18 protein-coding genes are annotated in these 16,488 nt (G+C 53.0%); 11 read left to right on the forward strand and 7 right to left on the reverse strand.

From position 1 onward, the window contains the following. Positions 1–15 precede the first annotated feature (15 nt). The 3 genes from J4E70_RS12760 to J4E70_RS12770 form a co-directional block, all read right to left on the reverse strand. The gene (locus J4E70_RS12760; RefSeq protein ID WP_213889937.1) at positions 16–1,413 is read right to left on the reverse strand and encodes an aspartate aminotransferase family protein; all 1,398 of its coding nucleotides are present in this window, start codon (positions 1,411–1,413) and stop codon (positions 16–18) included. Positions 1,414–1,441: 28 nt separating this feature from the next. Then, on the reverse strand, positions 1,442–2,845 hold the full coding sequence (locus J4E70_RS12765; protein ID WP_246531742.1) for a glutamine synthetase family protein: 1,404 nt from the start codon (positions 2,843–2,845) through the stop codon (positions 1,442–1,444). A 181-nt stretch (positions 2,846–3,026) separates the two neighbouring features. Beyond that, positions 3,027–3,671, reverse strand: a complete 645-nt coding sequence (locus tag J4E70_RS12770; protein ID WP_213890115.1) for a GntR family transcriptional regulator — start codon at positions 3,669–3,671, stop codon at positions 3,027–3,029. 177 nt (positions 3,672–3,848) lie between these two features. Here J4E70_RS12770 and J4E70_RS12775 point away from each other — a divergent pair, with 177 nt between their 5' ends. The 8 genes from J4E70_RS12775 to speB all read left to right on the forward strand — a co-directional run bounded on the left by J4E70_RS12775 (position 3,849) and on the right by speB (position 12,283). Beyond that, entirely contained in the window at positions 3,849–4,934 is a 1,086-nt protein-coding gene (locus J4E70_RS12775) for a polyamine ABC transporter substrate-binding protein (RefSeq protein WP_213889939.1), read from the forward strand. A 67-nt stretch (positions 4,935–5,001) separates the two neighbouring features. After that, the gene (locus J4E70_RS12780) at positions 5,002–6,153 is read left to right on the forward strand and encodes an ABC transporter ATP-binding protein (protein WP_213889941.1); all 1,152 of its coding nucleotides are present in this window, start codon (positions 5,002–5,004) and stop codon (positions 6,151–6,153) included. 2 nt (positions 6,154–6,155) lie between these two features. After that, a complete protein-coding gene (locus J4E70_RS12785) occupies positions 6,156–7,052 on the forward strand; it encodes an ABC transporter permease subunit (RefSeq protein WP_213889943.1) in 897 nt (298 codons plus the stop codon). After that, complete coding sequence (locus J4E70_RS12790) at positions 7,049–7,867, forward strand: ABC transporter permease (protein WP_213889945.1); 819 nt, start codon at positions 7,049–7,051, stop codon at positions 7,865–7,867. The genes J4E70_RS12785 and J4E70_RS12790 overlap by 4 nt, the downstream gene beginning before the upstream one ends. Beyond that, positions 7,864–9,210 (forward strand): glutamine synthetase family protein, encoded by a 1,347-nt coding sequence (locus tag J4E70_RS12795; protein ID WP_213889946.1) that lies wholly within the window; start codon positions 7,864–7,866, stop codon positions 9,208–9,210. The genes J4E70_RS12790 and J4E70_RS12795 overlap by 4 nt, the downstream gene beginning before the upstream one ends. Before the next feature lie 9 nt (positions 9,211–9,219). After that, positions 9,220–10,566 (forward strand): NAD(P)/FAD-dependent oxidoreductase, encoded by a 1,347-nt coding sequence (locus J4E70_RS12800; protein ID WP_213889947.1) that lies wholly within the window; start codon positions 9,220–9,222, stop codon positions 10,564–10,566. Positions 10,567–10,572: 6 nt separating this feature from the next. Next, positions 10,573–11,289, forward strand: coding sequence for a type 1 glutamine amidotransferase (locus J4E70_RS12805; protein ID WP_213889948.1), 717 nt, complete (start codon positions 10,573–10,575; stop codon positions 11,287–11,289). A gap of 22 nt (positions 11,290–11,311) precedes the next feature. Further along, positions 11,312–12,283, forward strand: coding sequence for an agmatinase (gene speB, locus J4E70_RS12810; protein ID WP_213889950.1), 972 nt, complete (start codon positions 11,312–11,314; stop codon positions 12,281–12,283). 50 nt (positions 12,284–12,333) lie between these two features. On the opposite strand, the gene J4E70_RS12815 is transcribed toward speB, so the two are convergent. After that, on the reverse strand, positions 12,334–12,840 hold the full coding sequence (locus tag J4E70_RS12815; RefSeq protein WP_213889952.1) for a thioredoxin domain-containing protein: 507 nt from the start codon (positions 12,838–12,840) through the stop codon (positions 12,334–12,336). 318 nt (positions 12,841–13,158) lie between these two features. Then, positions 13,159–13,398: an Lrp/AsnC ligand binding domain-containing protein gene (locus J4E70_RS12820; RefSeq protein WP_213889954.1), complete on the reverse strand. Its 240-nt coding sequence runs from the start codon at positions 13,396–13,398 to the stop codon at positions 13,159–13,161. 132 nt (positions 13,399–13,530) lie between these two features. Between J4E70_RS12820 and hisB the strand changes: the two genes are divergently transcribed. Both hisB and hisH read left to right on the forward strand, forming a co-directional pair. Beyond that, positions 13,531–14,118, forward strand: coding sequence for an imidazoleglycerol-phosphate dehydratase HisB (gene hisB, locus J4E70_RS12825; RefSeq protein WP_213889955.1), 588 nt, complete (start codon positions 13,531–13,533; stop codon positions 14,116–14,118). Between the two features lie 3 nt (positions 14,119–14,121). Further along, the gene (gene hisH / locus J4E70_RS12830) at positions 14,122–14,760 is read left to right on the forward strand and encodes an imidazole glycerol phosphate synthase subunit HisH (protein ID WP_213889958.1); all 639 of its coding nucleotides are present in this window, start codon (positions 14,122–14,124) and stop codon (positions 14,758–14,760) included. On the opposite strand, the gene J4E70_RS12835 is transcribed toward hisH, so the two are convergent. After that, positions 14,757–15,146 (reverse strand): DUF2147 domain-containing protein, encoded by a 390-nt coding sequence (locus J4E70_RS12835; protein ID WP_213889960.1) that lies wholly within the window; start codon positions 15,144–15,146, stop codon positions 14,757–14,759. The genes hisH and J4E70_RS12835 overlap by 4 nt on opposite strands. A gap of 155 nt (positions 15,147–15,301) precedes the next feature. Between J4E70_RS12835 and hisA the strand changes: the two genes are divergently transcribed. Next, the gene (gene hisA, locus J4E70_RS12840) at positions 15,302–16,024 is read left to right on the forward strand and encodes a 1-(5-phosphoribosyl)-5-[(5-phosphoribosylamino)methylideneamino]imidazole-4-carboxamide isomerase (protein ID WP_213889961.1); all 723 of its coding nucleotides are present in this window, start codon (positions 15,302–15,304) and stop codon (positions 16,022–16,024) included. Here hisA and J4E70_RS12845 read toward each other — a convergent pair. After that, complete coding sequence (locus J4E70_RS12845) at positions 16,021–16,464, reverse strand: DUF302 domain-containing protein (protein ID WP_213889962.1); 444 nt, start codon at positions 16,462–16,464, stop codon at positions 16,021–16,023. The genes hisA and J4E70_RS12845 overlap by 4 nt on opposite strands. Between the last annotated feature and the right edge of the window lie 24 nt (positions 16,465–16,488).

Below are 16,488 nucleotides of genomic sequence, written 5' to 3' on the forward strand. Positions count from 1 at the left end.
AATGCTCCTTGCGACTTAAGCCGCTTTCAGCAGACCGTCGCTCTTGATGCTTGCGTAAGTCTCGTCCAGCGATCTGGCAGCGCGTTCCACAAGCGTATCAATCTCTGCGGGTTTGATCACCAGAGGCGGCGCAATAATCATCCGGTCTCCAACGTGGCGCATGACCAGTTGGTTCGCAAAACACCGCTCGCGGCAACGCAAGCCGATCATTCCTGCTTCGGATGCAAAATTTGCGCGCGAGGATTTATCGGGCGTTAGGGCGATTGTCGCCATAAGACCGACAGATTTCGCCTCTCCGACCAACGGATGATCAGCGAGTTGCCCCCATTTTTCAGCGAGGTATGGCCCTGCCACATCATTCACATGATCGACGATTTTTTCTTCTTCGAGAATGCGCAGGTTCTCTAGCGCAACGGCCGCCGCAACCGGATGACCGGAATAGGTGTAGCCATGATTGAAATCGCCCGCATTGGCGACAACATTTGCCACCTCGTCACACACAATCGATCCACCGATTGGTACGTAGCCTGATGAAAGGCCTTTGGCGATTGTCATGATATCCGGGCGGATGCCAAATGTCTGGGATCCAAACCAGTTGCCGGTCCGGCCAAATCCACAGATCACTTCATCCGCGATCAGCAGAATTTCATGTGCATCGCAAATCCGCTGGATTTCAGGCCAGTAGGTTGATGGCGGGATAACCACACCCCCGGCACCCTGCACCGGTTCCGCGATAAAGGCCGCAACTTTGTCTTCACCAAGTTCAGCGATTTTCGCTTCTAACTCGCGGGCGCGCAGCAGGCCGAATTCCTCTGGGCTCATATCACCGCCTTCGGCATACCAATGCGGCTGACCAATATGCACAACATCTGGAATGGGCAGTCCGCCCTGTTCATGCATCGGTGTCATACCACCAAGGCTTGCCCCGGCCATTGTTGATCCGTGGTACGCGTTATGACGGCTGATGATTACTTTCTTGTCCGGCTTGCCCTTGGCCGCCCAATAATGCCGCACGAGGCGCATGTTCGTGTCGTTCGCCTCAGATCCAGATCCAGCATAGAACACATGGTTCAAATCGCCGGGCGCCAGTTCTGCCAGACGCGCCGACAGTGCGATGGCAGGCACGTGCGATGTCTGAAAGAAAGTATTGTAGTAAGGCAATTGCTTCATCTGCCGCGCCGCAACATCTGACAGTTCGTCCCGGCCATACCCGATGTTGACGCACCACAAACCGGCCATAGCGTCCAGAATTTCGTACCCTTCAGAATCCGTCAATGTCACACCCGAGGCTTTCGTAATGATGCGAACGCCTTTTGCAGCAAGCTCTGCCCCGTCGGTAAACGGGTGCATGTGGTGTGCAGCATCAAGTGCCTGAAGTTCAGCAGTCGGCATATGGTTCGTAATCATGTTCATCTCATGACTCCTTTAGAAATTGACGCTCTCAGACGTTCAAAAGCAGATGTTGGCGTTCCCAAGGGGAAATCTCGCGCTGGAACTCTTCGAGTTCAGCATTTTTTATTCCGGCGTAGAGCTCGCAAAACTCAACGCCAAGGATTTCCTGAATCGTTCTATCATTGTTAAACTCGTCCATCGCGACATTCAGGCTACGAGGTAGTACAGCGCCCTCCTCATAGACTTCCCCGGTTGCAGCAGGGCTTGGGTCAATCTTGTTGACCATGCCCAGATACCCGCAAGCCAGGCTTGCCGCGATTGCCAGATACGGATTTGTATCAATCCCCACGACGCGGTTCTCAACACGCCGCGCGATTGGCGGCGAATTCGGAATACGAAGCCCGGTGGTTCGGTTATCGGCTGCCCATTCGAGATTTACCGGCGCACTCATCCCGGCTGTAAAACGGCGGTAGGAGTTTACATAAGGTGAAAGCAAAGGAACGACAGATTTCAGATGGTATTGAGAGCCACCAATAAAGTGAAAGAACTCAGCCGTTTCAGAACCATCCGGCGCAGAGAAAATATTGTCGCCGGTTTTTGCATCAATCACACTTTGATGGATATGCATCGCACTTCCGGGTTCGTCACGCATGGGTTTTGCCATGAACGTCGCGAATGTTCCGTTTTTCAGCGCTGCTTCTCGAATTGCGCGTTTGAAATAAAATACCTGATCTGCCAACACCAGCGGATCACCGTGCAAAAGGTTGATCTCTATCTGTCCAGCGCCGCCTTCCTGAATGAGCGTATCAATCGCAAGACCCTGCGCCTCTGCGTAATCATATATGGTATCGATCACTGGCCCGTATTCATCTACGGCCACCATGGAATAGGCTTGTCGCCCTGCCCCGCGCCGCCCCGTACGACCCACAGGTGGTTCGATCGGTTCATTGGGGTCGACATTTGGCTTAATAAGATAGAACTCTAGCTCGGGTGCAACGACGGGTCTCCAACCTTTGTCAGTATATAAACCCAGAACACGCTTCAGCACGTTTCGCGGCGCAACGGCAACCGGCTTACCATCGCGGGTTTCAAGATCGCTGATCACCTGAAGCGTCACATCATCAGCCCACGGCACAGCGGACGCCGTTGCCATATCCGGCCTTAGGACAACATCATATTCCATCCACTGGTTCTTGATATCAAGATCGACGTATTCACCCGTAATGGTTTGGTAAAACAGGGAAATTGGCAGAAAGAACGTGCTGTCCGGGCTGAATTTATAATACGGCATGGATTTACCGCGCGACATACCTGCAAGGTCCGGAATAATACATTCCACCTCTTCAATACGCCGCCCTGACTGATACTCTTTGAAAGCATCAGGCAAGGACTCTCTCCAGTCAGTTTTGTTGTCAGAAGCCACGATATCACCAGTTTTTATTGCTTTTCCCAAAGCGGGATCTCCGCCGCATTCTCCCATGTTACCGGCAGCGAAACAAACTCGAACCCGTATCGCTTATAACGCTAATTTGGGTCGGCAGGTCACGCTCAGTCTGGACGCACGGGGCGACTCGGCGTTGTAGGGTCAGAATATGATCAAATTATTTACTGTCAATTGGTTTTGATCAAAATATCTATTTTCCCAGTGACATTTTAATTTGTTCAAGCCCTTGGCGCAAATCTTCCTTGATAGCATTTGCGGCTGCGTCGGCGTCTCCGATACGCAAGGCATCAAGTGCTTCCTGGTGCTTATCCGGAAGATTGTAGGTCCCAAATCGACCACAGACAACGCGTAATGACGGCCCAACCCGTAGCCACAAAGTGCTGACAATGGATCTCAGAATATGCGCTTCTGAAATTCTGTAGAGCCCGGCATGGAACCGATAGTTTTGCTCCAGATAGGCGCGAACGTCGCCATTCGCGATCGCGACATTCAATGCTTTGTCTATCTCGCTCAGCTTCTCGATCTGTTCAGGTAAAATCTTTTGCGAGGCCAGATATGCAAGGTGCGGCTCAATAGCGAGCCGGGCAAATGTAAGCTCTTCCAACTGAGAAACAGACAGGACTGGTACACAGATTCGTCTGTTACCAAGAAACTCAAGCGCGCCTTCGGCTGTCAGGCGGCGAATCGCCTCGCGCACGGGGGTCATTCCCACCTCCAACACGGACACCAACCCCTGAATCGTGACCGCCTGCCCCGGCGCTAACTCTCCAAAAAGAATCATCTCCCGGATTTTCCGATACACTAATTCGTGCGTCGGTAACTTACGATAAGACATGTCCACGTCTTATTTCCTTTACTAAGAACCCGCCTTGGCATTTCAAAAATCCAAACTGCTTTTCAGCTTAAACCTTCACGAAAAAAAATACCATATTGCATTGAGTCGTTTTTTTTGATCAAATCTTGCGCAAGAGGGTAAAACGACTCTCTCTCAAAAACAACGGGAGTAATATTTATGAAACAGACATGGCTACCGCTGGCCGCCGCTCTAACACTGAGCGCCGCTGCTGCCACCGCGGAGGAAGTCCGGGTCTACAACTGGTCTGACTATATCGACGAAGATCTTCTGACAAAGTTCGAAGAAGAAACCGGTATTGACCTGATTTACGATGTGTTCGATTCAAACGAAGTGCTGGAAACCAAACTGCTTGCTGGTGGATCCGGCTACGATGTTGTCGTTCCCTCAGGCACCTTCCTGCAGCGCCAGATTGTTGCAGGTGTCTTTCAGCCACTCGACATGTCGCAACTTTCAAATGCCGGAAACCTGTGGGAGCCGATCAAGGCCCGTACAGAGGTGTATGACCCAGGCAATGCTTATTCAATCAACTACATGTGGGGCACGACCGGACTTGGCGTAAACGTCAACAAAGTTATTGAGGTTTTGGGCGAAGACGCACCAATCGGGTCGCTCGCCCTAATTTTTGAACCCAGCAATATGGAAAAGCTGGCGGAATGCGGCGTTCACATGCTTGATGCACCTGTCGAGATAATCCCGGCTGCTCTGGCATACATCGGCGAAAACCCCGATAGCCAAGACCCGGATGTAATTGCAAAGGTAGAACCACTACTCACTGCTATCGCTCCTTATGTGCAAAAGTTCCACAGCTCTGAATACATTAATGCGCTAGCAAACGGTGACATCTGCGTTGCATTCGGCTGGTCCGGAGACATTCTACAAGCCCGCGACCGCGCCGACGAGGCCGACAATGGTGTTGTAATTGAATATGCCGCCCCGTCAGAAGGCGCCTTGATGTGGTTTGACCAGATGGCGATTCCGGCTGATGCCCCCAACCCATCGGGTGCGCATAAGTTTCTGGACTTCATTCTGAACGCTCAGAACATGGCTGCCGCTTCTAACTACGTTTACTATGCAAACGGCAACCTCGCCTCTCAGGAATTCCTCGAAGAGGATGTGATCGGCGATACAGCGATTTATCCGGACGAGGAAACGCTCGCCAATCTTTATACAACGACACCCTACGAGCCAAAAGTTCAGCGGATCGTCACGCGTCTTTGGACCAAAATAAAGTCCGGTATCTAATCCGGGTTTCTGTGCCCCGCGCCCCCAAAAAAGGCGCGGGGTTTATTTGTTTAAGCATGGTGACTTCATGGCGCATTCTTCCAGCACATCTACATTCGCACCTTGGGAAGACTCCGAACAAAAACCATTGATCCAGTTCAAGAATGTGACCAAGCGGTTCGGTAGTTTCACTGCGATAGATAATCTGAACCTCGATATTTTTGAGCAGGAATTCTTTGCACTGCTGGGCCCGTCGGGATGCGGTAAAACCACCCTGATGCGCATGCTTGCGGGTTTTGAATCCGCCACCGAAGGTACAATTTTGCTGGATGGTCAGGACATGGCACCGGTTCCGCCCAACAAGCGGGCCGTGAACATGATGTTCCAGTCCTACGCTTTGTTTCCCCATTTGACAGTGGCAGACAATGTCGCTTTTGGGCTGAAACGATCAGACATGCCCAAATCTGAGATCGAAGGCCGTGTCGACGAAATGTTGCGCCTTGTGCGGCTTGAAAAATTCGCAACGCGAAAACCGCATCAGATATCCGGCGGTCAACGCCAACGGGTCGCTCTTGCCCGCTCGCTTGCGAAAGCACCAAAACTTCTGTTGCTTGACGAACCCCTTGGTGCGCTTGACAAAAAGCTGCGTCAGGACACGCAGTTTGAGCTTATGGATATTCAGGAAAAAACCGGCACAACCTTTGTCATCGTGACCCATGATCAGGAAGAGGCAATGACAGTTGCCAGCCGCGTGGCCGTTATGGATGAAGGTAGGCTGGTTCAGGTCGACACACCCGCCCGCATCTATGAAAACCCAAATTCCGTTTACGTTGCAGACTTCATCGGGGATGTGAACATCATCGAAGGAAACGCGTCCAACAAAGGTGACGGTCTTGTCGAAATAAACTGGGCCGAAGGACAGCCAGCAATCCAGGGAACTGCGACAAACGCGGTGCAAGATGGCACGCGTGTAACATTCGCAATCCGGCCTGAAAAAGTATCGATCACCCAAGAGCGTGTTTCAGATAAGGCGAATTGTATTGAAGGCAAGGTGCTTGATATCGCGTACCTCGGGAATATTTCCACCTATCACGTGGAACTTCCTTCTGGGCATGTCATCAAGGCACAGGCAGCCAACAACCGTCGTCTCGCCCGTCGCAGTTTCACTTGGGAAGACGCGGTCTGGCTTTCGTTTACGGATACAGCCGGCATCGTCCTTTCGGATAATGCGGGGGGCTGAAAATGAATGTTCGCCGCCTGTTTTTGATTTTTGTGCCATATTTATGGCTGCTTGCGTTATTTCTGGTGCCCTTTCTGATCGTGCTAAAAATCGCGCTATCGGATGGGGCGCTCGCCATTCCGCCTTATATCCCGACACTGGATTTCTCAAATGGTTGGGAAGGGATCAAAACCTTTTTCGCGGGTCTGGATATGGAGAATTTCATCTTCCTGACCGAAGATGAACTTTACTGGCGGGCGTATCTGTCGAGCCTGCAGATCGCTGCGATATCCACAGCTATAACTTTGCTGGTCGGATATCCCATTGCTTATGGCATGGCTAAGGCCCCGGATGAATGGCGCCCTACCCTGATGATGCTTGTGATCCTGCCCTTCTGGACCAGCTTTCTGATCCGGGTGTATTCTTGGATGGGTATCCTGAGCCAGGAAGGTTTTTTGAACCAGTTTCTGCTTTGGACAGGTATCATCAACGACCCCCTGACAATTTTGAACACTAACACGGCGGTCTATATTGGCATTGTTTACACCTATCTGCCCTTCATGATCCTGCCGATTTACGCGGCCATTGAGAAACTGGATGAATCCTTGCTTGAAGCCGCTGAAGATCTGGGATGTTCCCGGATGCAGGCCTTTTGGCTGGTGACAATTCCCCTTTCCAAATCAGGCATCATCGCAGGGTGCTTTCTGGTGTTCATTCCGGCGCTGGGTGAATTTGTGATCCCGTCTGTGCTTGGCGGTTCAAAAACGCTGATGATCGGTAAGGTACTTTGGGAAGAGTTTTTCTCGAACCGGGACTGGCCTGTCGCGTCAGCAGTCGCCGTCATCCTGCTTTTGATCCTTGTTATTCCTATCATCCTGTTCCAGCGCAACGAGCAGAAACAGAGGGAGAGTGAAGGATGACCCGCCGTTTTTCATGGTTCAACGCCACTTCACTGACGCTTGGCTTCACTTTCCTTTACCTGCCAATGCTCATCCTGATTATCTACAGCTTCAACGCCAGTAAGCTGGTGACGGTCTGGGCTGGCTTTTCAACTAAATGGTACGGCGAACTGCTCCACAACGAGGCGTTTCTTGACGCGGCGTGGGTGACGTTAAAGGTTGCTGTCCTCTCCTCCACCTTTGCAACGGTGCTCGGCACAATGGCCGCATATGTCATGGTGCGAGGCGGGCGGTTTCGGGGCAGAACATTGTTCTCCGGCATGATTTATGCACCACTTGTGATGCCCGAAGTTATCACCGGCTTGTCGCTTCTGTTGCTGTTCATTGCTATTGGATTGGATCGTGGCGTTGTTACCATTGTGTTGGCCCATACAACGTTTTCAATGTGCTACGTGTCTGTTGTAGTTTCCTCGCGGCTGGTCACGTTCGATCGTTCTTTGGAAGAAGCGGCGCTTGATCTTGGGTGCAGCCCCTTCGACGCTTTCAAAAGCGTGACTTTGCCAATCATCGCACCTGCGGTTATTTCTGGTTGGTTGCTGGCCTTTACCTTATCTCTTGACGATCTGGTCATTGCCTCGTTCACCTCTGGCCCGTCGTCTACGACCCTGCCAATCAAGATATTCAGTGCAGTCCGCCTGGGTGTCAGCCCGGAAATCAACGCGCTTTCAACGATTATGATCGCCATCGTTGCGATCGGTGTGATCACTGCCTCACTCGTATCAAAACAGGCAATCGCCCGTCGACAAAACGAAGAACAAAAGGCCCTAAAGCAATGAGCGATTTTCAGGCAGAGTATGATGCCTATTGCAACGAATATGGAACGCCAGACCGCATCGAAATGATGCTCTGTGACCTCAACGCTGTTTTGCGCGGTAAATGGCTGCCCGGCGACGAGGTCGACAAGCTTATTAACGGCGGGGTTCGCCTGCCAATGTCGACATACGCGCCAAATATTCTGGGGTCCGAGGTTGAAGCGACTGGGCTTGGCATCACGATCGGCGATCCTGATGGGTTTATCGTTCCTGTAGACGGAACTTTGAAACCTGTTCCCTGGGCGAACGGAAATGTCGCCCAGGTTCTCGTTGAAATGGTCGATGAAGACTGCAATATCAGCAGCATTTCAACCCGCAACCACCTGAGAAACGTGATTGACCGGTTCGAAAAAGAAGGCCTGCACCCCGTTGTGGCCACCGAGCTTGAGTTCTACATCGTGAAGCGTCGCGACGATTCTTCCGATGCGCCCTCCCCGCCGGATGGTCTGCCCGACGCGCAGAACTATGATCTTGAGGTGCTCAACCAGTCAGAGGCAATCCTGACAGAAATTCTGGAAGCCTCCAAAGCGCAAGGTCTGGCAACGGATGCGTTAATTGCCGAATACGGGCCCGGCCAGTTTGAGATCAATTTCCACCACACTGACGACGTACTGGCAGCGGCCGATACTGCGCTTATGTTCAAACGTCTGGTGATCGGCATCGTGGACGGGCACGGGCTGGAAGCAACCTTCATGGCAAAACCCTATGCTGAAGAACCGGGCAATGGGATGCATGTTCATGCGTCTGTTGTTGACGATGACGGCAACAATATTTTTGCCTCTGAAAATGACGAAGACGTATCTCCGCGCCTGAAAGCAGCAGTAGCAGGAGTTTTGGGAACGATGCGCGATATGCAGGCGATTTTTGCGCCACATATGAATTCGTACCGTCGGTTTCAGCCAAACAGCTTTGCGCCTTCCGCACCGGACTGGGGGCTTGATCATCGGGGGGCGGCCATTCGGCTGCCGGAAATTTCCGGCCCGGGTGCGCGGTTAGAGCATCGGATAAGCGGCGCTGATGTGAATCCATATCTTGTTCTCGCGGCGATCTTGGGGGGCATTCACTACGGTCTGCATCATGAATGTGACCTGCCACTGCCACTTGAAGATGATAAGTCAAGCGATGCAGAACCTTTGACCCACGACTGGACAACTGCAGTTGCTCTGTTTGAAGAGTCAGACTTTGCCAAAGATTTGTTTGGCGAAGATTATCAGAAAATCTATACGGCCGTGCGCCGCGATGAAATAAAAGAGCTGACCTCTATTATCACAGCGGTTGAGTATCGCTATTACCTTAGCCGCCTCTGAAGGTTCCCGATGAAACGGATTTACGAAGCAGCGGCCTATGCCTCGTCTTCGGATGATGGGTGCTATTGGCGTACAACAATAGACGACGCGCGCGCACCCTACCCGAATGTCGAAGACGAAATCACCTGTGATTTTGTTGTCGTCGGCGCGGGTTTCACCGGTTTATCTGCAGCACTGCACCTCGCAGAGAGGGATGCTGGGCGTATTGTCGTGCTTGATGCGAAAACACCAGGTTGGGGCGCATCGGGGCGTAACGGTGGATTTGCCTGCATTGGAGGCGAAAAATCGAGCACCCGCGCACTGCGTAAACGATACGGGCAGGAAGATGTCGCGCTCTATCATCAAAGCCAGCGTGCATCGATTGATCTGGTCGCTGAACTGATTGAAAAACACGGAATAATTGCCGACACCCATTCCAATGGTGAAACACTGCTCGCACATCGCCCTAAGGACGTAGCCGGTTTTCAGGACTACGCTGATTTATTGCAGGCTGATTTTGGCGTCAAAGCGCAAATCATCAGGCGCGACGAGCTCGCTGAACATGGGATGAACAGCCCCCGGTTTCACGGCGCGATAACCTCGCCTTTGGGGTTTGCACTGAACCCCCGAAAATATGTTCTTGGGCTGGCCCATGCTGCGCTCGATGCCGGGGTTGAAATATATACACAATCACCAACAACAAAGATTGGCCGCTCAAACACCGGCGACCACCTGATCACCTGCCCCAAAGGTCTTGTTAGGGCAAAGACGTTATTGCTCGCAACAAACGGATATAGCAGTGAAAACATTCCGGACTGGTTTGCGGCTCGGTATTTGCCGGTTCAATCAAATATCATCGTGACCAGAGAGATGAGCGAAAGCGAGATAGAGGCGCAGGGCTGGACCAGCGATCAGATGTCTTACGATACTCGCAATTTGTTGCACTATTTCCGCCTTATGCCCAATCGGCGTTTTCTCTTTGGAATGCGGGGCAGCACGCGCACGACGCAAACCTCGACCGCAAAGATGAAACGCGATATCAGGCGCGATTTTGAAGCGATGTTTCCTGAATGGAGCGCGGTTGAGACACCGCATTTCTGGGCAGGACTTGTCTGTCTCTCGCGCAATCTGACACCCTACGCCGGGCCGATTGCCGACTGGCCAAACGCCTATACAGCATTGGCCTATCACGGAAACGGGGTCGCGATGGGCACCTATGCCGGATCGCTGCTTGCGGATATGGCGACAGGCACCAAATCGAGAATTCGCATTCCGGGCCTCATGCAGGCGCCGCTCAGAAAATTTCCGCTTGGGCGGTGGCGCCGTGCGATACTGCCGCCTGCCTATTCGTGGTATGCGCTTATGGACAGAGGATAACGAACGATGAGTACCAAGAAACTGCGCATAGGCATTTTGGAAACCGGCCGCCCACCAGAAGAACTGGCCGCAAACCATGGTGACTACCCCGGTATGGTTGCTGATTGGCTCACTCCATTTAACGCGGAGTTTTCGAGCTACGCGGCACTGGATGGAGAACTGCCAAAATCACCCGAGGAATGTGACCTTTGGGTTATTACGGGGTCGCGGTTTGGCGTCTACGAGGGGCATGACTGGATCGCTCCGCTAGAGGCATTCATCCGTGACTGCCGTGATGCCGGCAAAAAGATGATTGGTATCTGTTTTGGCCACCAGATCATTGCGCAGGCCCTGGGCGGAAAGGTTGAAAAATCCGACAAAGGCTGGGGTCTGGGCGTGCATCGCTACGATTTGGTTGATTGGCCAGAAGCACTTGGCCCTCCGCCAGACACGTTCAACATACAGGCCTATCATCAGGACCAGATCGTTAAACCACCGGAAGGTGCAGAACAGATTGCCCGCTCAGATTTTTGTGAATACGCAGCCCTCTGGTACCCCGGCTTTGCCATAACGGTTCAGGGGCACCCGGAATTCGCCAAGCGCTACACCAGCGAACTGCTTGAAAGCCGCAGAGGCACGGTTCTGAGCGACGCCGATGCCAATCAGGGGCAGGCAAACATGGTGTATGAAACCACGAGGCGAGAGTTGGCTCAACTGATCAACGACCACCTCGATACCATTTAACATTCTACCGATGGAGACCACGATGACCGACAACAAGGGTGACTTCGCGTTCCGTTCCGACACAAACGAAGGCAGCTGGCACGAGATGACCTACGGTGGTGCACTAAGCTTTCTGCGTCGCCGCTACAGCCGTGACCTTGACGGGGTGGATGTTGTGGTAAGCGGCGTTCCCTACGATTGCGCGGTGACATACCGGACAGGCTGTCGGCTGGGGCCGCGTGCAATTCGTGCTGGCTCTGTCCAACTGGCAGAACTCAAGGCTTTTCCTTTTGGTTTCAATCCTTTCGACACCCTTTCTGTTGTTGATTACGGCGATTGTTATCTTGACCCGCATCATGCAGCCAGTGTTCCCGCAGCAATCGAAGCACACGCAGATGCAATACTGGCGTCCGGTGCTAAGATGCTGACCCTTGGGGGCGACCATTTTGTTGCCTACCCTCTGCTCAAGGCCCACGCTAAGAAACACGGCCCCATCGCGCTGGTGCAGTTTGACGCGCATTGCGACACATGGGATGACGACGGAAGTGCAATTGACCATGGCACAATGTTTGCCCATGCGGTCGCGGAGGGCGTGGTTGACGCCAGCAAATCCACCCAGATTGGCCTGCGCACCTTTAACGATTTTGATGCCGGGTTTGAAATGCTGACCGCCCCATGGGTGCATCGTAACGGCATAGACGCCGCGCTAAAAATTATCCGCGAACGTGCCGGGGACACGCCGGTTTATATTTCATTCGACGTTGACGGGTTAGACCCCGCGTTCGCACCGGGAACCGGTACACCCGTCATGGGTGGGCTCAGTTCCTGGCAGGCGCTTGAATTGCTCCGGGGAATGGGCGGCATGAACCTTGTCGGCATGGATGTCGTCGAAGTTGCCCCGGCTTATGACCATGCAGAAATTACAGCTATTGCCGCTGCTACAGTCGCACACGACTGGCTATGTTTGCTGGCAGAGGCAAAAGGCGCAAAACGCAAGGAAATGGGACGGCTGTAGAAATTACGCGCGACCGAATGGTTCATTTCGATCAACTGCCCAGGTCGATTCTAACGGTAGGTCTCTAAGTGAGCCTCAAAAATAGTTCGCAAGCTGTCCGTGTCACTTGGTCCTCTGACGATTTGCACCATCTCGCCACGGGCATCAAACAATAAAAGCGTGACGTGCGGTACGCCATATCGCGCGGCAAACGCACTACCATCAGAGGTTTTGATATTCGCAACCAGAAACGTAAAATCGTCGCTGTCAAAGGATTTCAAAGCTTTACGGGTCTGTCGTTGAAGCGTTTGACAAAGCGAGCACTGTGGGTCGTGTATCTGAACGATTGACGGCTTGCCCTGTCCGACCTTGGTTAGATCCGCCTCGCAAATAGTGGCTTGAACAGACTGGACCGAGAAAAAAACAACCCCCGCAAAAACTGGAAGCGCAATCGCTCCATTGCGAATGAAGCGTAGAAAACGCCGCCGCCCTTCTATTCGAGCTTTCTCAGCGATTAACGCGGGATTAACCTGCCCACCGCTGCGCTTCTTTCGAGGTTTTTTCGGTTGCCTCTTCATAAGTGCACGCTCTCCGGGAAAGTCTATAAATGGTAGAGCAACATCGCGAGCTTTCGGGCAGGGCACAAATCACGTTCGGTTGATCAGGGTTTGAAGCCGTCGTTCGCCGTGGCCTGTTCAAACTACCGAATTTGTCTGATCTTAGATGTTCCCCAACACCCCCTGCCCCTAAACCACCTGCAAAAACAGACGGTAGTATCAACAAAGAATTAGCTTTGATCAACGCAGCATTGCCGCTTGAGTAATAGCGCGTCGAAACGCCGCCAAAATCTGCGCCCGCAAGCTTTAGCGCCTTTCAAACCTAAACAATTCCGGCAGCTAAAACGCCTTGAACGTCAGGGTCGTCAGCGAGCGATCTATCCCTTCAATCGTCAGCAGATTGTCGTTCAGGAATTTGCCTACATCCTGCCCTTCGGGAATGTAGATTTTCAGCAGCAAGTCATAGTCACCACTGGTTGAATAAAGCTCTGAGTGTATTTCTTTCAAAACGACTTCTTCCGCAACGTGGTAGGTCTGTCCGGGGCGGCAGCGTAGCTGCACAAAGACGAGCGTGGTCATATCACTCTCCGATTGGGGTTCTACCCCTAGGGTTTGCACAGATGCCGCACCCCCTACAACAGTGAATTTCTGTAGCTTGGATTATTTGTACTTGCAGCCTATAAGCCGAACGAACACATAGCGGAGGTCCAGATGCGGACGGCAACAATCACGCGCAAGACAGCTGAGACCGATATTTCGGTCGAGGTGAACCTCGACGGAACCGGATCATACGACAATAATACCGGTGTTGGGTTCTTTGACCATATGCTTGACCAACTCGCGCGCCATTCGCTGATCGACATGAAAATCCGCGCAAAGGGCGACCTTCACATTGATGACCACCACACGGTCGAAGACTGTGGCATTGCGCTGGGTCAGGCGTTGAGCAAAGCGCTGGGCGACAAAAAGGGCATCCGCCGCTACGGCGAATGCCACCTTCCAATGGACGACGCACAAGTGCGGGCGGCACTTGATCTGTCTGCGCGCGCCTATCTGATATGGAACGTCAGCCTGCCAACGCCAAAAATCGGCACCTTTGATACAGAGCTTGTGCGCGAGTTCTTTCAGGCGCTCAGCACGCATGGCGGCATAACGCTGCATGTTGATCAGTTGCATGGCTTTAACAGCCACCACATTGCAGAAGCTGCCTTTAAGGCCGTAGCGCGCGCGTTGCGTCTGGCGGTTGAGGTTGATCCGCGTAAAGCGGATGCAATTCCATCGACCAAAGGCGCGCTCTAGGAAATGCTGACTGCGATAATCGACTACGGCTCAGGCAATCTGCATTCGGCAGAAAAGGCCTTTCAACGGATGGCAGGCGAGGTGAACGCCGGTCAGGTCGTGGTAACCTCTGACCCTGATGTCATTGCCGGGGCTGACAGGATCGTTTTGCCCGGCGATGGTGCTTTCCCGGCGTGTCGCGCAGAGCTGTTCGACCACAAGGGCATTTTCCAAGCTATGGAAGACGCTGTCGTTCGCCGTGCCCACCCCTTTCTGGGCATCTGTGTCGGGATGCAACTGATGGCCAGCTGGGGGCGCGAATATGTGGACACGCCCGGTCTTGGCTGGATCAAGGGAGATGTCGTCGAAATCAAGCCCAGCGACCCAAAGTTGAAAGTTCCCCATATGGGCTGGAACAATCTGGTGTTTGACGGTGATCACCCTGTTCTTTCAGGGTTGGTCGAAGGGTGCCATGCGTATTTCGTGCACTCCTACCATTACCGGGTTGAAGACCCAGCCGATCTGCTGGCGCATGTCGATTATGGTGGAAAGCTAACCGCCATAATCACGCGTGAAAATATGATCGGGATGCAGTTTCATCCGGAAAAAAGCCAAATGACCGGGCTCCGGATGATTGCGAATTTTCTGAGCTGGGCGCCTTAGTTCGAACGCTGCCACGTTCCGCCGTCGCGACAAATCCCAAAGACACAGCCTGACACCGGCAAGGTGTCCCCGTTCAACCGCAGGCGTGAACTGTAGGTCTTGTCCCGATCAGGGGAGTAAATTTTTCCGCGATATGCACCATCGCCACGCGGGCGGGTTTCGGAAATAATATGACGACCGATGTTGTCAGACGCTCTTTCTGCACCGCTGGAATCAAAGGCACGAACCAGCGTTCCGCATAGCGCATCACCACAGGGCGTGACTTCGATCAGGCCAGAGTCCCCATTGTCATCGGGGGCAGTGCGCCACATTCCTTCCAGCGGGTCAGCGAATGCCGCAGTGGCAAATCCGATTGAAAATGCGGCGATGATAGCTATTCGTTTCATTTAATTTCCTCCCAAAACTTTGGCGCAGTCTGAGTGGACCTTTTGCTCCAAGGCAAGTGTGACGTTGGGTCCTCTCGGGATTTTGATCTTGGCTTTGCAATTCCGGGCCCATCATGCAAAACAGCGCGAAACTAAAGTTAACGGGACTATCAGCCATGATCCTTTACCCAGCCATTGACCTGAAAGACGGCAACTGCGTGCGCCTTTACAAAGGTGAGATGGAACAGGCCACCGTTTTTAACGACAACCCTGCAGCGCAGGCCAAAGCCTTTGAAGATGCGGGGTGCGAATGGCTGCATCTGGTTGATCTGAACGGGGCTTTCGCGGGTGAGCCGGTTAATGCGGTCCCGGTTGAGGCGATTTTGAAAAGCTGCTCTATCCCGGCCCAGCTTGGTGGTGGTATTCGCGATATGGCGACAATCGAGATGTGGCTGAGCAAGGGGCTTGAGCGGGTTATTCTTGGCACAGTTTCCGTTGAAAACCCCGATCTCGTCCGCGATGCGGCGCGCGCCTTTCCCGGTCATGTCGCGGTCGGTCTTGATGCGCGCAACGGGCGTGTTGCGACACGCGGATGGGCGGAAGAAACCGATATGATGGTAATGGACCTTGCCAAATCGTTTGAGGACGCCGGCGTTGCGGCCATCATCTATACTGACATCAACCGCGATGGCGCGATGCAGGGCCCGAATGTCGAAGCCACAGCCGCCCTTGCCAACGCGGTTTCGATTCCGGTGATCGCCAGTGGCGGGGTGTCGTCAATGGCCGACCTTGAGGCATTGAAAAATTGCGGCGCGCCTTTGGATGGCGCAATCTCCGGACGCGCGCTTTATGATGGACAAATCGATCTTGCTGCAGCGGTTTCCTTGCTAAAAGGTTAGTTTTCCAAAGCCTTGGCCGTCAGGTTTGCCAGTGCCCCGGTCATTTTCTGGACGACCATCGCATCCGCAGGCACATCAAACCCTTCAAGCATTTCAACGGGCTGTTCATAAGACAGCCAGACTTGCCCGTCCGTGTCCTGATAGGCCAAGACTCGCAGCGGGAGCAACATTCCCGCTTGTGGATCAGCCTGCAGCGCGGCGGTTCCAAGTTTCGGGTTACCAAAAATCAGCAATTCCATTGGATTTAAACTTTCACCAACGCTTTCGGCGCCGCCAGCATGATTGATACGCGCGAAAACCGTGGCGCCTGCGCCGGTCACTGTAGCCTCAAGACGATCAATCGTCTCTGCGACCGTAAAGGGGCTCGCGACCTTTACCGGGTCAGCACCTGCAAGCGTTGCGGTTAAACTCAGAATAGCGGCAAGAAATGGCAGTTTCATAATAAACTCCGATTGATTTCAACG

This window comes from Pseudohalocynthiibacter aestuariivivens, from assembly GCF_018457175.1.
In the GTDB taxonomy this organism is placed as follows: domain Bacteria; phylum Pseudomonadota; class Alphaproteobacteria; order Rhodobacterales; family Rhodobacteraceae; genus Pseudohalocynthiibacter; species Pseudohalocynthiibacter aestuariivivens.

What these genes read in the sequence shown, in the direction of transcription:
- J4E70_RS12775 (WP_213889939.1), top strand. Translation starts at nt 3,849, where the DNA reads ATGAAACAGACATGGCTACCGCTGGCCGCCGCTCTAACACTGAGCGCC.
- J4E70_RS12780 (WP_213889941.1), top strand. Translation starts at nt 5,002, where the DNA reads ATGGCGCATTCTTCCAGCACATCTACATTCGCACCTTGGGAAGACTCC.
- J4E70_RS12795 (WP_213889946.1), top strand. Translation starts at nt 7,864, where the DNA reads ATGAGCGATTTTCAGGCAGAGTATGATGCCTATTGCAACGAATATGGA.
- J4E70_RS12805 (WP_213889948.1), top strand. Translation starts at nt 10,573, where the DNA reads ATGAGTACCAAGAAACTGCGCATAGGCATTTTGGAAACCGGCCGCCCA.
- J4E70_RS12760 (WP_213889937.1), bottom strand. Translation starts at nt 1,413, where the DNA reads ATGAACATGATTACGAACCATATGCCGACTGCTGAACTTCAGGCACTT.
- J4E70_RS12815 (WP_213889952.1), bottom strand. Translation starts at nt 12,840, where the DNA reads ATGAAGAGGCAACCGAAAAAACCTCGAAAGAAGCGCAGCGGTGGGCAG.
- J4E70_RS12800 (WP_213889947.1), top strand. Translation starts at nt 9,220, where the DNA reads ATGAAACGGATTTACGAAGCAGCGGCCTATGCCTCGTCTTCGGATGAT.
- hisH (WP_213889958.1), top strand. Translation starts at nt 14,122, where the DNA reads ATGCTGACTGCGATAATCGACTACGGCTCAGGCAATCTGCATTCGGCA.
- hisB (WP_213889955.1), top strand. Translation starts at nt 13,531, where the DNA reads ATGCGGACGGCAACAATCACGCGCAAGACAGCTGAGACCGATATTTCG.
- J4E70_RS12835 (WP_213889960.1), bottom strand. Translation starts at nt 15,146, where the DNA reads ATGAAACGAATAGCTATCATCGCCGCATTTTCAATCGGATTTGCCACT.
- J4E70_RS12770 (WP_213890115.1), bottom strand. Translation starts at nt 3,671, where the DNA reads ATGTCTTATCGTAAGTTACCGACGCACGAATTAGTGTATCGGAAAATC.
- J4E70_RS12820 (WP_213889954.1), bottom strand. Translation starts at nt 13,398, where the DNA reads ATGACCACGCTCGTCTTTGTGCAGCTACGCTGCCGCCCCGGACAGACC.
- J4E70_RS12785 (WP_213889943.1), top strand. Translation starts at nt 6,156, where the DNA reads ATGAATGTTCGCCGCCTGTTTTTGATTTTTGTGCCATATTTATGGCTG.
- speB (WP_213889950.1), top strand. Translation starts at nt 11,312, where the DNA reads ATGACCGACAACAAGGGTGACTTCGCGTTCCGTTCCGACACAAACGAA.
- hisA (WP_213889961.1), top strand. Translation starts at nt 15,302, where the DNA reads ATGATCCTTTACCCAGCCATTGACCTGAAAGACGGCAACTGCGTGCGC.
- J4E70_RS12790 (WP_213889945.1), top strand. Translation starts at nt 7,049, where the DNA reads ATGACCCGCCGTTTTTCATGGTTCAACGCCACTTCACTGACGCTTGGC.
- J4E70_RS12845 (WP_213889962.1), bottom strand. Translation starts at nt 16,464, where the DNA reads ATGAAACTGCCATTTCTTGCCGCTATTCTGAGTTTAACCGCAACGCTT.